This is a genomic window from Lentzea sp., assembly GCF_036380075.1.
In the GTDB taxonomy this organism is placed as follows: Bacteria; Actinomycetota; Actinomycetes; order Mycobacteriales; family Pseudonocardiaceae; genus Lentzea.
The window spans coordinates 1-13,192 of sequence record NZ_DASVFL010000197.1 but is presented as its reverse complement, the minus strand read 5'-3'; the positions used below and the strand labels follow the sequence as shown (position 1 = coordinate 13,192).

At 68.3% G+C, this 13,192-nt stretch carries 13 protein-coding genes and 6 tRNA genes; 13 read left to right on the top strand and 6 right to left on the bottom strand.

Features of this window, described 5'->3' with window-relative positions; translation table 11 throughout:
* The first annotated feature begins 256 nt into the window (after positions 1-256).
* Entirely contained in the window at positions 257-601 is a 345-nt protein-coding gene (locus tag VF330_RS21590; protein WP_330853446.1) for an integrase core domain-containing protein, read from the top strand.
* 18 nt (positions 602-619) lie between these two features.
* Here the strand turns inward: VF330_RS21590 and VF330_RS21585 are convergent.
* The 4 genes from VF330_RS21585 to VF330_RS21570 all read right to left on the bottom strand — a co-directional run bounded on the left by VF330_RS21585 (position 620) and on the right by VF330_RS21570 (position 2,595).
* Positions 620-691 (bottom strand) — tRNA-Val (locus tag VF330_RS21585).
* Positions 692-747: 56 nt separating this feature from the next.
* The gene (locus VF330_RS21580) at positions 748-1,173 is read right to left on the bottom strand and encodes a TIGR02611 family protein (RefSeq protein WP_330853445.1); all 426 of its coding nucleotides are present in this window, start codon (positions 1,171-1,173) and stop codon (positions 748-750) included.
* A gap of 22 nt (positions 1,174-1,195) precedes the next feature.
* Entirely contained in the window at positions 1,196-1,978 is a 783-nt protein-coding gene (locus tag VF330_RS21575) for an anti-sigma factor domain-containing protein (protein ID WP_330853444.1), read from the bottom strand.
* Complete coding sequence (locus tag VF330_RS21570) at positions 1,975-2,595, bottom strand: RNA polymerase sigma factor (protein ID WP_330853443.1); 621 nt, start codon at positions 2,593-2,595, stop codon at positions 1,975-1,977. Before VF330_RS21570 ends, VF330_RS21575 begins: the two co-directional genes overlap by 4 nt.
* A 256-nt stretch (positions 2,596-2,851) precedes the next feature.
* On the opposite strand from VF330_RS21570, the gene VF330_RS21565 reads away from it, so the two are divergent.
* The 10 genes from VF330_RS21565 (at position 2,852) to VF330_RS21520 (ending at position 10,090) form a co-directional block, all read left to right on the top strand.
* The gene (locus tag VF330_RS21565; RefSeq protein ID WP_030477975.1) at positions 2,852-3,277 is read left to right on the top strand and encodes an SsgA family sporulation/cell division regulator; all 426 of its coding nucleotides are present in this window, start codon (positions 2,852-2,854) and stop codon (positions 3,275-3,277) included.
* 106 nt (positions 3,278-3,383) lie between these two features.
* Positions 3,384-3,456 (top strand) — tRNA-Gly (locus VF330_RS21560).
* Between the two features lie 42 nt (positions 3,457-3,498).
* Positions 3,499-3,570 (top strand) — tRNA-Cys (locus tag VF330_RS21555).
* 1 nt (position 3,571) lies between these two features.
* Positions 3,572-3,643: transfer RNA gene (locus VF330_RS21550), tRNA-Val, on the top strand.
* 155 nt (positions 3,644-3,798) lie between these two features.
* A tRNA-Gly gene (locus VF330_RS21545) sits at positions 3,799-3,871 on the top strand.
* A gap of 1 nt (position 3,872) precedes the next feature.
* Positions 3,873-3,944, top strand: a tRNA-Val gene (locus tag VF330_RS21540).
* Between the two features lie 151 nt (positions 3,945-4,095).
* A complete protein-coding gene (locus tag VF330_RS21535) occupies positions 4,096-4,704 on the top strand; it encodes a TIR domain-containing protein (protein WP_330853442.1) in 609 nt (202 codons plus the stop codon).
* Entirely contained in the window at positions 4,689-6,329 is a 1,641-nt protein-coding gene (locus VF330_RS21530) for a tyrosine-protein kinase family protein (protein WP_330853441.1), read from the top strand. The genes VF330_RS21535 and VF330_RS21530 overlap by 16 nt, the downstream gene beginning before the upstream one ends.
* Before the next feature lie 12 nt (positions 6,330-6,341).
* On the top strand, positions 6,342-6,947 hold the full coding sequence (locus VF330_RS21525; RefSeq protein WP_330853440.1) for a hypothetical protein: 606 nt from the start codon (positions 6,342-6,344) through the stop codon (positions 6,945-6,947).
* On the top strand, positions 6,944-10,090 hold the full coding sequence (locus VF330_RS21520) for a helicase HerA domain-containing protein (protein ID WP_330853439.1): 3,147 nt from the start codon (positions 6,944-6,946) through the stop codon (positions 10,088-10,090). The genes VF330_RS21525 and VF330_RS21520 overlap by 4 nt, the downstream gene beginning before the upstream one ends.
* A 63-nt stretch (positions 10,091-10,153) precedes the next feature.
* Here the strand turns inward: VF330_RS21520 and VF330_RS21515 are convergent, their stop codons facing one another.
* On the bottom strand, positions 10,154-10,792 hold the full coding sequence (locus tag VF330_RS21515; RefSeq protein WP_330853438.1) for a hypothetical protein: 639 nt from the start codon (positions 10,790-10,792) through the stop codon (positions 10,154-10,156).
* A gap of 218 nt (positions 10,793-11,010) precedes the next feature.
* On the opposite strand from VF330_RS21515, the gene VF330_RS21510 reads away from it, so the two are divergent.
* A complete protein-coding gene (locus VF330_RS21510; RefSeq protein ID WP_330853437.1) occupies positions 11,011-11,193 on the top strand; it encodes a hypothetical protein in 183 nt (60 codons plus the stop codon).
* Positions 11,194-11,297: 104 nt separating this feature from the next.
* A complete protein-coding gene (locus tag VF330_RS21505) occupies positions 11,298-12,482 on the top strand; it encodes a helix-turn-helix domain-containing protein (protein ID WP_330853436.1) in 1,185 nt (394 codons plus the stop codon).
* Here the strand turns inward: VF330_RS21505 and VF330_RS21500 are convergent.
* On the bottom strand, positions 12,473-13,192 hold a 720-nt coding region (locus tag VF330_RS21500; RefSeq protein ID WP_330853435.1), incomplete at its 5' end, for a tetratricopeptide repeat protein. The genes VF330_RS21505 and VF330_RS21500 overlap by 10 nt on opposite strands.

The window sequence follows — 13,192 nt, the reverse complement described above, 5'->3', positions numbered from 1 at the left end:
CGGCGCATTCACGGCGAACTCACCCTGCTTACCACTCCGATCGCTCCCTCCACCGTGCGGGAGATCCTTAAGACCGAGGGCGTTGACCCGGCCCCGCACCGGACGACAGTCACCTGGGTCGACTTCCTGCGCTCGCAGGCTGAGGCGGTCCTGGCGATGGGCTTCATCGAACGGTCATGCTCACCGGGCAGCGCCAGTACATTCTCGGCCCCCACCGGGGATCTCCAAGGCGCTGACCGGTATCCGGATACCTCGCATGAACGCGATCACGGAACGCTGGGCGAAGACGCAGCGCACCGAACTGCTGGACCGCACCCTGATCTGGAACGAGACCCACCTCCGGCACGCACTTCGGGAGTACGAGCGGCACTACAACCTGCCCCGGACCCACCGCTCACTCGCCGCCGCGGCACCCTGCGAACTCGGCCCCAGCCTCTTGAACCCGACCGGATCGAGCGCCTCGTCATACGTCGACAGGATCGGCTCGGTGGAGCACTTCACGAGTACTGGCACGTCGCTTGACCAGCATGGACATAGTTTTCAGCACGCACAAGTCATTGGCGCGTGCAAAAAACGGAAGGCCCCTCATCTTTGCAGATGAGGGGCCTTCCGTTTGAAATGGGCGATACTGGGATCGAACCAGTGACCTCTTCGGTGTGAACGAAGCGCTCTCCCGCTGAGCTAAACGCCCGTGTTCTGTTGTCTTGCTGTCCCGCTCTCGCGGTGTGGCCATAGCTTACAACATCATCAACGAGAACCAAAAATCGGGCTCTGCAACCACGCCCAGTCGAGGCCGAACCAGCCGCCTACCAGCGCGAACACGTTCAGGAGGTAGCAGGTCGCCAGGACGATGGCGCAGACGCCGGCCATCACGAGGCCCCTGACCCAGGACGGCTGGCGCTTCAGCCAAGCCACCCAGCGGTCGTAGTAGCGCTTGGCGAACTTCAGGACGCGGCCCGCCCACTCGAACTCCGTGGCGAGGATGGCCAGGCCCGCGAAGACCACCAGCCAGCCCGGGCCGGGGTACGGGATCATGATGATGCCCGCGACCAGCACGATGCCGCCGATCACGCCCACGCCGATGCGGTAGGCGAGGTTCAGTGCCGGGTTGCGGCGGAACCGGTGGCGCCAGCCCTTGTGCTCTTCGTCGGGCTTCACTTCGGGCTTCGTCATGGGGCGATCATCCTGTTGGGACTCAGGCGGGTGCAACCTGGCCACCTGCCAGCACCTTCGACGGGGTCGTCGGGGCTTGGCGGCCTGGTTCCAGCGACACCGCGAAGGTCGTGTGCCTGTGTGCTTCGGGGGACCAGCTCAGCAGCTGCGGGTCGGTCGATCCCGCTCGCACGTCGAACACCGCCAACGGTACCGGCGCCTTCGTGCTCGCACCCCAGACTACGTAGACATGGCCCGAGTCGTTCGGCTTGAGGTCCAGGGGCATCACGGCGGCCGAGTCCTGGCTCGACAGGACGATGGCTGCCTCGTCGCCGGAGGTCGTGCGCAGTACTGCCCTGTTGGTGGCGGGGTCCGCGGCCAGGGACAGGGCCTTGTTCAGGTCGTCCGTGCGGGACTGGGCGGCTGTGACCTCGCCCGAGAGCTGGTTCACGCGCACGCCCAGGTAGCCGCCGCCGGCCAGGACGGCCAGGGCAGCTGCCGCGGCCAGCAGGACGCGGCCCGTTCGACGGCTGTGTCGCGGGCGCAGGGGAGTGGGGGCCGCGTGGCGTGGTGCCGGTGGCGCCGGGGCTTCCTGCGGGGTGTGTTCGATCTGTTCCATCAGCATCGCGCGCAGGCGGGGCGGTGGCTGCTCTTGGCGGACGGCGCCGCCGATGCCCGCGAGCACCTCCTGCGTCGACTGCACCGTGGTCCGGCACGAGGCGCACGTCGGCAGGTGGTCGCGGAGGAGTGCTTCCTCGTCCGGCTCCAGGGAGTGCATCGCCCAGCCGACGGCGAGCTCCTCGTGGGGGCACATGCCGCCGTTCACCGGTGAACTCCCGTCGTCTCGCCCGTCTCGCCCGCCCACAAGTTCCCCAACGTGCCTCTCAGGCGTCTGATCGCCGCGAACGTGCGCGATTTCACAGTTCCCAGCGGGATGCCCGTCAGTTTCGCCACCTCGCACTGCGTGTAGCCACCGAGATATGCGAGAGCTATTACTTGTCTTTGCTCTTCCGGCAGAGTTCGCAGTGCCGCTCTGACCTCGGCGCTCACCACGCTCACCAACGCTTGGTGATCGGATCCCTCGGTCGGAGGGGACACGTCATCCGTCAGGGGAACAGTACGGCGACGTTGAGTGTTTTCCTTACGTACGGCGTCCACTGCGCGGTGGTGCACCAAAGTCATCAACCAGGTGCCGAAACTGCCGCGCGCGGGGTCGAACCTGGCGGGGTGCCGCCAGAGCGCGAGGAAGGCCTCCTGGACGACGTCCTCGGCCAGTTCGGGATCCACGCAGATGCGTCGGGCCAGCGAATACGCGGGCGTGCCGTACCTGTCGTACAGCTCTCCGAACGCCGCCCGATCGCCCTGTGCGAGCCTGTGCACGAGGTCGATATCGGTCGGCCGGCCGTCGCGTGGCGCGACGGGTGGACCGGGCGAGTCAGCCACCAGAGATGTCCTCACGTCCAACATTCGCGCAACAGCCGGTACCGGGTTCAGGTTAGACCCAGCAAGATGGGAGTCGCTGAACACCGGCTGACGAGCGAGGAGGCCACGGAGTGCGTGCAAGCGGTCGCGTTGCGCAGTCGAGCTGACCCGATGGGGTGATCTGCGCCAGAATCGCGAGCGTTCCTCGCCACATGAACGTCACAACTCAGGTGCTCGGTCGTTTCATTGACCGGGAAGGGAGAAGAGGGTAACGACGATGCGCAACGATCACGTGACGCTCCGCTCGACAGCGGTCTTCGACCTGCTGGCGCCGAGGACCCCCGCGGTCCCGGTTCAGGTGGAGCTGCGATACGACACGAAGGACCCGTACGCGGTTGTCGCCGCGTTCCGCACCGGCCGCGCCGGTTGGGTCGAGTGGGTGTACGCCCGCGACCTGCTCGCAGACGGTCTCATCGCCGACGCCGGCGACGGTGACGTCCGCATCCGCCCCGCCGCCGACGACCCCGAGGTCGTCGTGATCGAGCTCAGCTCGCCCTCCGGGCACGCCATGTTCGAGGCGTCCGCCCAGGAGCTCGCGGACTTCCTCGACCGCACCTACGACGTCGTCGTGCCGGGCAACGAGCACCTCTGGGTCAACGTGGACGAGGCGCTCACGCACCTCATCTCCAACGACCTGAGCTGAATAATCCGAGGTAGGGGGCCCGCGAAGGCAGTGCGGGTACCCCCGGTGAAACCCGGTTGCACCCCTCGTATAAGGTTGTTTCAACATCACGAAGTCAGTGATGTACGCGGATGTAGCGCAGTTGGTAGCGCATCACCTTGCCAAGGTGAGGGTCGCGAGTTCGAGTCTCGTCATCCGCTCTGTGGGTCTTCAGTGGACAGCCGCTGTGGACTCATGCTCCTGGCGGAGTGGCCGAGTGGCTTAGGCAAGGGCCTGCAAAGCCCTGTACACGGGTTCGATTCCCGTCTCCGCCTCGGACGATTAGCTCAGCGGGAGAGCACTACCTTGACACGGTAGGGGTCACAGGTTCAATCCCTGTATCGTCCATTTCGGATCGCAGCGGGGCCGGTGCACAGCGCACCGGCCCCGCTGGCGTTCCCGGGCCGGCCGGCGGCCGCGTCACCCGCAAGAACAGCCGATTTGGAACTTCGGGGGACCGTCGGATAAAGTTCCTCTCGCACCACGGGAAACCGAGGCGCAACGCGGATGTAGCGCAGTTGGTAGCGCATCACCTTGCCAAGGTGAGGGTCGCGAGTTCGAGTCTCGTCATCCGCTCGGACGATTAGCTCAGCGGGAGAGCACTACCTTGACACGGTAGGGGTCACAGGTTCAATCCCTGTATCGTCCACTCTCAGCAAGAAGCCCCCGATCGAACGTGATCGGGGGCTTCTTGCTGTTCGGCGTCCGCCCAGTTTTTGTCCAATTAATGGTCGGAACGGGCGAAAATGCCCACTTTTTTGTCTTTTATCGCGGGATGACCGCATCTACTGTTGTCTGCTGTGTCCGGCTACGAGTTTGATTTCTTCATCAGCTACAGCCGTCAGGGGAACGTCCAGAAATGGCTGTTGAACCACTTCTACAACAAGCTGAAGGACTGCCTCGCTGACGAGTATGCGCCAGCGCCCAGGATCTACATGGACCGTCACATGCCCAAGGCGGTGCAGTGGGCGTACAACCTCCAGACCTCGCTTCGGCGCAGCAAGATCATGATCCAGGTCCTGACGCCGCACTACTTCACGTCTGGCTGGTGCATGTCTGAGCTGTACAGCATGCGGGCGCGGGAGGAGATGCTGGGCTTCGCGACTGCGGAGATCCCTCAGGGATTGATCTATCCCATCCTCTTCTCCGATTCGGAGAATTTTCCACAGGAGGAACGGATGCGCAGCTATCACGACTTCAAGGAATTCGCGCATCCCGATCCGGTCTACCAGCAGACGGTCCACTACTTCCAGTTCCACAAAGAGGTGAAGCAGCTGGCGAGGGACCTGGTCGAACTGGCTCACCAGGTTCCCGACTGGCAACCCGACTGGCCGATCGTCGAGATCCCCGACCCGATCGTGACTCCGCGTCCGCCCCTGCCGAGGTTCAAGCCATGTCCGGAACCGTGATCACGTTCTACTCCTACAAAGGCGGTGTCGGCCGCAGCTTCACGCTGGCCAACACGGCGGTGTTGCTCGCCCGCTGGGGTTATCGGGTGCTCGCCGTCGACTGGGACCTGGAGGCACCTGGCCTTCACCTCTACTTCCGGCCGCACCTTTCCCAGACACCGGACAGCGGTGTCGTCGACCTCGCCCACGACTTCATGCGGAAAGTGGAGCTGCCGAGGGCGCACACGGTTTCCGTCGACGTCGAGGGCGGTGTGCTCGACCTGATGGCGGCGGGAAAGGTGGTCGGGAACAAGCTCGACGCGGGCTACGCGCACCGGATGCAGGAGATCGACTGGGCCGAGCTCTACGACCAGGGGTTCGCCCAGTACCTGGAGGACCGCCGCGCCGAGTGGGTCGCCCAGTACGACTTCGTCCTGATCGACAGCCGGACCGGCGTCTCGGACATCGCCGGCATCTGCGCCGCGCAGCTGCCCGACCGACTGGTCGTGGTGTTCACCGCCAACGAGCAGAACCTCAACGAGGTCGTCGACATCGCCCACCTGGCGGACCTGGCGAGGGATCGCCTGCCGTACGACCGGCCGCGCCACCAGGTCATGCCCGTGCTGTCCCGGCTGGACAACCGGATGGAGTACCAGCGGGCTGAGGAATGGCACCAGAAGTGCACCGGTGTCGTCGCTCCGCTGTTCAGCAACTGGCTGGTCAAAGGGGTCACGCCGGAGCAGATGATGAGGCATCTGACCGTGCCCTACATCTCGTTCTGGAGTTTCGGCGAGCTGCTGCCGGTGATGGTCGAGCGCCCTCCGTCGCCGGACCAGATCTCGTTCGCGCTGGAGACCGTCGCCGCGGTGATCGCGCACGAGTACGACCGGACCGACCTGCTGGCGGACAACCGCGACGCCTACGTGGCGGCGGCGCGGTCGCGGCGCAGGAAGTTCGACCTGGACCTGCTCGTGTCGAGTCCGCGGACGATGTGGCAGACGAGCACCGAGCTGATCACGGAGCTGCGGCTGCTCGGGGTGACCGCGGACCGGTCCGTGTCCAGCGACCCCGAGTTCCTCGACCAGATCGGGGATCCCGCCGAGCACCTCTGCCTCGTCGTGGACGGCGAGCTGAGCCGCTGGCAGCTCACCGAGGCGGAGCGGTTCATGCGCAGGACGCTCAGCCCGGACGGCGCGCAGCGGCAGATGTTCTGCCTGCTCACCCGCGGCACCGACCGCGAGCGGCTGCCCGGCTTCCTGCGCAGCCTCCGGCTGGTCGAGTTCGAGAAGACCGTGCGGCCGGTGCGGGTGGCGCGGGAGCTGCACGACCTCATCAAGGCGACGCCGGCGGCCGAGACCGAGCCGGACCACGAGGCGCTGCGCAGTGCCGAGGCCGCGTTGCGGGAGCTGCCGGAGCAGCTGCCGTACGGCGGGAGGTTCGCGCTCGTCGAGGAGACGGTCCGCGGGATCGCCTGGGCGTTGGACGACGGCGACATGGACCTGCTGCGCGACCGGTCGGCCGACCTGTTGCTGCTCAGCAAACCGCACCGCAACGGGACCGGCGTCGTCGTGCCGGCCCAGTTGCGCACCGAGGTGAGCGCTCTGCTCGCCCGGATCGAGCGACGAATCAACGCGTTCACCGACTGAGAGGGCGGCGTGATGCCGGAGAAGTACGCAACCAGCGCCAAGTCGGCGCTGATGGCCCTGATGCTGGCCAACCGGGAGATGCCCAACACGGAGCTGAAGTCCACCTACAAGATCACCCTGCTGCCGAAGGACCGGGACGCGTTGAACCGCGACAAGCTGCTGGAGACGCTGAAGGAGGGCCGCAGGCTCATCCACAAGATCACCGACCGCGGCATCGACTGGTGCATGACGCACCTCGTCGAGAGCGACCTGCCGGGACGGGTGGGACCGCAGGCGCGGGTGAACCAGGAGCTGCTGCGGCGCGTGGTTCCCTTCCTCCGGGAGCGCGGCCTGCTCGCCGAGGCGATCCGGTCCCGCGGGCTGGAGGACCTCATCCGGCAGGTCTACCTGGACCTGGGTGACGGCTACCAGGACTGGGTCCGGCTGGCCAAGGTGCGGCCGCGGCTCAACGGCGCCGACCGCAACGACGTCGACGAGACCCTGCTGAAGATGGTGAAGGAGGGCTCGGCGCACCTGGTTCCCGACTCGAACCGCAAGGTGCTGACCGAGGAGGACCACGCGGCCGCGATCCGGGTCGGCGGCGAGGACAAGCACCTCATGGCGATCGAGGAATCATGACCGAACAGCTGCGTGAGGCGCTGGCGGCCGTGCGCTTCAACTCCGCCGAGACGCCGGACGACGTCTGGCACTCGTCGCCGTTCCACATCGAGGGGCTGCACACGAGGGCCGAGCACAGGCTCCGCGCCGGCATCGCCGACGCCAGGGCCAGTATCGGGCCGAGCGTCGGCGGCCTCGTGCTGCAGGGTGAGAAGGGCGTCGGCAAGACGCACCTGCTGGGCTCGGTGCGGCGCACGGTCCAGCAGCAGGGCGGCTACTTCTTCCTGGTGGAGGTCACGTCCGGGCTGGCGTTCTGGGACGACGTCGCCGACGCCATGCGCAGCGAGCTCCGGCGCGCCGGCGACGACGGTGAGATCCAGCTGACGGTGCTGCTGCGCCAGCTGTGCCTCGGCGCCGACGTTCCCGCCGAGGTGGCGCGGGCGGTGACGGGCGAAGCGCCGCTCACACCGGAGCACCTGCAGGTGTTCCTCATGGGACTGCGCAAGGTGGACAGCCGGATCGCCGTGGAGTGCGGTGACACGATCCGGGCACTCGTGCTGTACGGCTCGGAGCACTCCGACATCGGCAGGTCCTACCTGAAGGGCATCGACGAGTCGAAGGAGGAACGCGCCCGCTGGGGGCTGCCGGTGGAGTCGAACCAGTCGAGGGCTCTCGTCAGGGACATCTCCCGCGTGCTCGCCATGACCGGCCCCTGCGTCATCGCGGTCGACCAGCTGGACACGCTGGTGAACAAGGGCCAGCACGCCACCGATGAGGTCGTGACGAACCCCGAGCTGGTCCAGGAGATCGCGGACATCTCCGACGGCCTGATGCAGCTGCGCGAGACGACGCGGCGCACGGTCACAGTGGTGGCGTGCCTGCCCAACACGTGGAGGCTGCTGAAGTCGATCGCCAGCGACACCGTCGAGGACCGATTCACCACGACCCCGATCCTGGCCTCCATCGGCGATCCCGAGCTGGGCAGGAAGCTGCTGGAGAAGTGGCTCGGCGTCGTGTACCAGCGCAACGGCATCACGCCGCCGCACCCGACCTGGCCGGTGGCACCCAGCGCCTTCGCGCAGGAGAACTGGTCGAACCGAACGCCGCGGCAGCTCCTGAAGAGGGTGCACCAGCACGCGGAAGCCTGTCTGTACGGCGATATCAAGGAACTGAGCTCCTTCGACGAGCCGCTGCAGACCGATTCGGTGGCAGTGTTCCGGCCCGCAGGGCCCGAGCCGGACTACATGGCGGACTTCGACACCAGGTTCGAGCAGCTGCGGCAGACGGCAGAGATCACCGCGCCGGGGGTGAAGCCCAACCAGGAGAACGACGTCCTTCCCCCACTGCTGCTGGCGGGGTTGAAGTCCTGGATCACCGAGGTCGGCAACGACGACCTGAGGTGGCATCCGGAGCCGCATTCCGACGACATGCGGCTGCACGCCGGCCTGCGACTCACGGTGGACGAGGAGCTGGACACCCAGGAGTCCTGGGGGATGCGGTTCATCGCGAGCACCCACGGCAACACGGTGCTGCGCAAACTGCGTGACGCCCGCGCGGCCGCCGAGGGGTCGCGCGGCGGCAAGGGCAGGCACCTGGTCATCATCCGCAACGGACGCAAGGGCTGGACCGGTGCGGTGACGCAGAAGCTGGTCGCCGAGCTGACGGGCGCGGGTGGGCTCTGCGTCGACATCACCGACGACGACCTGAGGACGTTCGGCGCTCTCAAGGAGATCTGCGCGGTCCAGACCCACCAGCTGCTCGCCTGGCTCGTCGCGCGCAAACCCGCCAGCGGTACCGCGTTCCTGCGCGCCGTGCTGCCGGACCGGGGGCGAGCCGAGGCGAGGCACCAGGAGACGCGTCCGCCGCCGAAGCCGCGGAACCCACAGCCGCAACCGCAGCAGGAGCCGGTGCCGCAGCAGGAGCCGGAACGGCAGGTGCAGCCTGCTCGGGACGGTGAGATCGTGCTCGGGATGGACGGTGAGATCCGGATCGCGTTGGAGTCGTTGCGCAAGCACGCCATCGTGTTCGCCGGGTCCGGTAGCGGCAAGACGGTGTTGTTGCGCCGGATCGTCGAAGAGTGTGCGTTGCAAGGGGTTTCGGCGATCGTGCTCGACCCCAACAACGACCTGGCGCGGCTCGGGGACGCTTGGCCCGCGCCGCCTGGGGAGTGGGGGCCGGGGGACGCGGAGAAGGCTGCCGCGTACCTGGCCGGGACCGAGGTCGTGGTGTGGACGCCGGGGCGGGCCAGTGGGCGGCCGTTGGTGTTCCACCCGTTGCCCGACTTCGCTGAGGTTCGGGGCGACGAGGACGAGTTCGTCGCGGCCATCGAGGCCGCGGTGGCCCGGCTGGTGCCGCACGCCCGGATTGCCAACGAGACCAAGTTCGCTGTCAGAGGGCGGGCTGTGCTCAAGGAGGCGTTGAAGTACTACGCGCGCAACGACCGGCGGGACCTCAACGGGTTCGTGGACCTGTTGGCGGAGCTGCCCGAGGGGATCAGCAAGCTGAACTCGGCGGCGACGACCGCGGCTGACCTCGCGGAGACGTTGCGGGCGGCCATGGTCAACGATCCGTTGCTCGGCGGGCAGGGGGAGCCGACCGATCCCGGGGCGTTGCTCCGGCCGTCCGCGGGGAAGAAGGCGCGGATCTCGGTGATCAGCTTCGTCGGGTTGCCGTCGGACGAGCAGCGGCAGGGGTTCATCAGCCAGCTGCAGCTCGAGGTCTTCGCCTGGATCAAGCGGAACCCGGCGGTGGACCGGCCGCTCGGCGGGTTGCTGGTGATGGACGAGGCGCAGACGATCGCGCCTTCCGGGAGCGTCACGGCCAGTACGCAGACGACGATCCTCCTGGCGTCGCAGGCGCGGAAGTACGGGCTGGGTCTGTTGCTGGCCACGCAGGCGCCGAAGGGTGTGCACAACCAGATCACCGGGAACGCCACCACGCAGTTCTTCGGGCGGTTGAACAGTCCCGCGCAGATCGCCGCGGCCACGGAGATGGCGCGGGCCAAGGGGAGCTCGGTCGCGGACATCTCGCGGCTGGAACGCGGGCAGTTCTACGCCACGGGGGACACGTTCGGGTTCCGGCGGATGCGGGCGCCGCTGTGCCTGAGCCACCACCCGCCCAGTCCGTTGCGGCTGGAGGAAGTCGTCGAGCGGGCCAGGAAGTAGGGAAGTGAGCAAGGGCGGTGTCCCCGGAACGGGGGCACCGCCCTTGTCGCGTCGGCGTGGACGTCACGCGTTCAGCATGTCCTCGATCCGCCGCCACAGGCCGGAGAGCTGGTCGGAGGAACCGCCGAGGACGACGAAGTTCACGACGTCGTCCTCGCGGACCTCGACCGCGTAGACCGTGCTGTCGTCGCGCTCGACCCGCACCGCGACCGTGGTGTCGCCGAGGTGCACCGTGCCGGCCAGGCCGCGCTTGGCGAGCGCCGGGGACGCGGCGGCGAACTGCTCCGCCAGCGTGCGCAGAGGGCTGTTCCTGGCAGCGGGCTCGGGTTCCGGCGCCTGCTCCGGTTCGGGCTGCTTGAGCGCGGCCACCAGGTCGGCGACGGGGACGCGCCGGTGGCCCGCGGTCTCGGCCTCCTCGACGCGGGACACGAGCGTGTCGACGAGGTGCTCGTCCGCGTGCAGGTGCGGTGACGACGTGGGGTCGTCGCCGGTCAGCACGGGCAGCACGTGCTCGTCGGTCGTCCGCACCTCGTCCGCCGCGGACACGAACGGCACGAGGAAGCGCACTTCCGCCTCCGGCAGGTCGTTGCTCTCCAGCACGGTCAGGCCGCGCTGGCGGCATGCCTCGACCACCTCGTCGACCACGGCGCGCTGCTCCTCTGCGAACGACACGGCGATGTCGTAGCTCGCGGATTCGGTCACTCCAACCTCCCTGATGACTTCCCGGCCGGCGGTCGGGTGCGCGCAGCATCCATGCCGGGTGTTGACCAGAAGTGGATGAGGAGTGGACGTGTTGACCACCCCGGTGGGCAACGGGAAACACCTGGTTCCGCGCTTTTCGAAGACGAATGCTCGAAGGGAGCCCGCCGGAAGCGGGCGAAATCCGGAAATGCAAATCCGATCCCTTCGGAGGATTCGCCATGTCCAAAATCGTGTCCACTTTCGCCGCGGGTGCCGCCACGCTGCTGACCGCGATCGCTGTCGCCGCCTCCGTTTCCGGTGGTGTGGCGGCCAACGCGGACGAGGAGAACCCGCCCAAGCCCCCGACCACCACAACCACGACCGAGACGCAGGACGGCGGCGGCTACCCGTGGCACGACTGAGGTAGCCGCAAATGCGCCCCGGCCATTCGTGACAATGGCCGGGGCGCATTGCGCGGTGCTGATTCCGGTGATGTACTCGCAAGACGTTGGAGCGGGAGGCAGTCGTGGCTGGAACTTTTGGTGAGCTGCTGCGCGAACACCGCGTCGCCGCGGGCCTGTCGATGGGACAGCTGGCGAAGCTCATCCATTACAGCAAGGGTTATCTCAGCAAGATCGAGAACGATCTCAAACCGCCGACGCCGACCGTGGCGCGGCTGTGCGACGGGGTGCTCGACGTCGGCGGCCGGCTGGTCGAGGCCGCGGCGCGCGGCGGGCCCGCGCTCGGCCGCCGCCAGGTGCTGGTGGCCGGCACGATGCTGGGTGTCGGGGCGCTCGCGGGCAGCGGGACGCGGGCGGTGCCGGACGAGCACGTGATCGCGGGGATGCGCACGTCGTTCGAGCAGCTGCGCGAGCTCGGGCTGCAGACCAGTCCGGCGGTGGTCCTCGAACCGCTGAAAGCCTTGCACCACACGGTGCACGCGCTCGCACGGGAGAACGCGGGACCGGTCGGCACCCGCCTGCTCCTGCTGGCCGCGCGGATCGCCGAGTACACGGGCTGGATGAGCCAGGAGGCGGGCGACGAGCAGAACGCGGTCTGGTGGACCAGGCAGGCCTCGGAGCTGTCGCGCGCGGCGGGCGACCCGGACATCGCGAGCTACGCGTTCGTCAGGGAGGCCGGTGTCGCCCTCTACCGGCGGGACGCCGCGGCCACGATCGGCCTGGCGCAGCAGGCGCAGTGGATCGGCAGCGCGGGTCCGCGCGTCCTCGCGCTGGCCGCCCGCCGCGAGGCGCAGGGCCATGCTCTCGCCGGCGACCGGTACGCCGCCGAGAGCGCGTTCGACCGCGCCGCGCGGCTGATGGCGTCCGTGCCGCAGGAGAGCCCGTACCCGGCACTCGGTTCCAGCGCGGCCGATCCCCTCGAACTGGCGAGGGGATGGGCGTTGTCGGACCTGGGGCTCAACGCCGAGGCCGCCGCGGTGCTCGACCGGCAGCTGGCGTCGGTGCCCGCCGCGTCACGGCGCACCAGGGCCAGGTTCGGCGTGCGGCGGTCGCTCGCCCACGCGTTGTCGGGCGAGGTCGACCGCGGCTGCCGCACCCTCGCCGACACGTTCGGCGACGTGGCGCACGTCGACTCCGCGACGGTGCGGACCGACCTGCGGCAGCTGGCCAGGACCCTGGGCAGGTGGCACAACCACGGTGCCGTGCGGGAGGTCTACCCCGACCTCAAGCGCCTGCTGGCTCACCGCTGACCGCACGCGCACGCCAACGCCGCGCGCTCGGCCCGCACCTGGTCCGCCTCCGGCTGGCCGAGCTCGGTGAACACCGCCTCGGCGGCCCGCCAGTGCGCGACCGCGTCGGAGTGGCGGCCGAGCGCGTGCATCGTGCGCGCCACACCGACCTCGCCGCGCGAGCGGTAGGCCCGGTTGCCCGTGCCGGTCGCGAGGTCGAGCAGTTCCTCGTACAACCGCAACGCCGCCGGCTGGTCGCCCCCGTCGCCGGCGGTGGCGGCCTGGTGCAGGACCAGCTGGGCGCGCAGGTCGGTGTCGTCCACGCCGCGGGCCGCCTCGGCCGCCAGCCGGTGGTGGCGGCGCGCCTCGGGCAACCTCCCGGCCAGCCGGTGCGCGTCGCCGATGTTGGTCAGCGCGCGGGCGGCCGCGACCGAGTTCTCCTGCTCTTCCGCGATCTCGTACGCCGCGACGTGGTCGGCGATGGCCTCGTCGAACATCCCCAGGTGCTGCTTGATCGCGCCGAGGTTGTTGAGCTCGTGGGCGAGACCGTTCAGGTGGCCGATGGTGCGGAGGATCTCCACGGCCGCGCTGTGGCGTTCCAACGCGCGGTCGTGCTCGTGGTGCTGTTCGTCCAGGTACCCGAGCATCGCCAGCGCGTGCGCCTGGCCGCGCAGGTCGCCGCACTGCTCGTACTTCTCCAGCGCCGTCTCGAAACGGGACGTCGCCTCGTC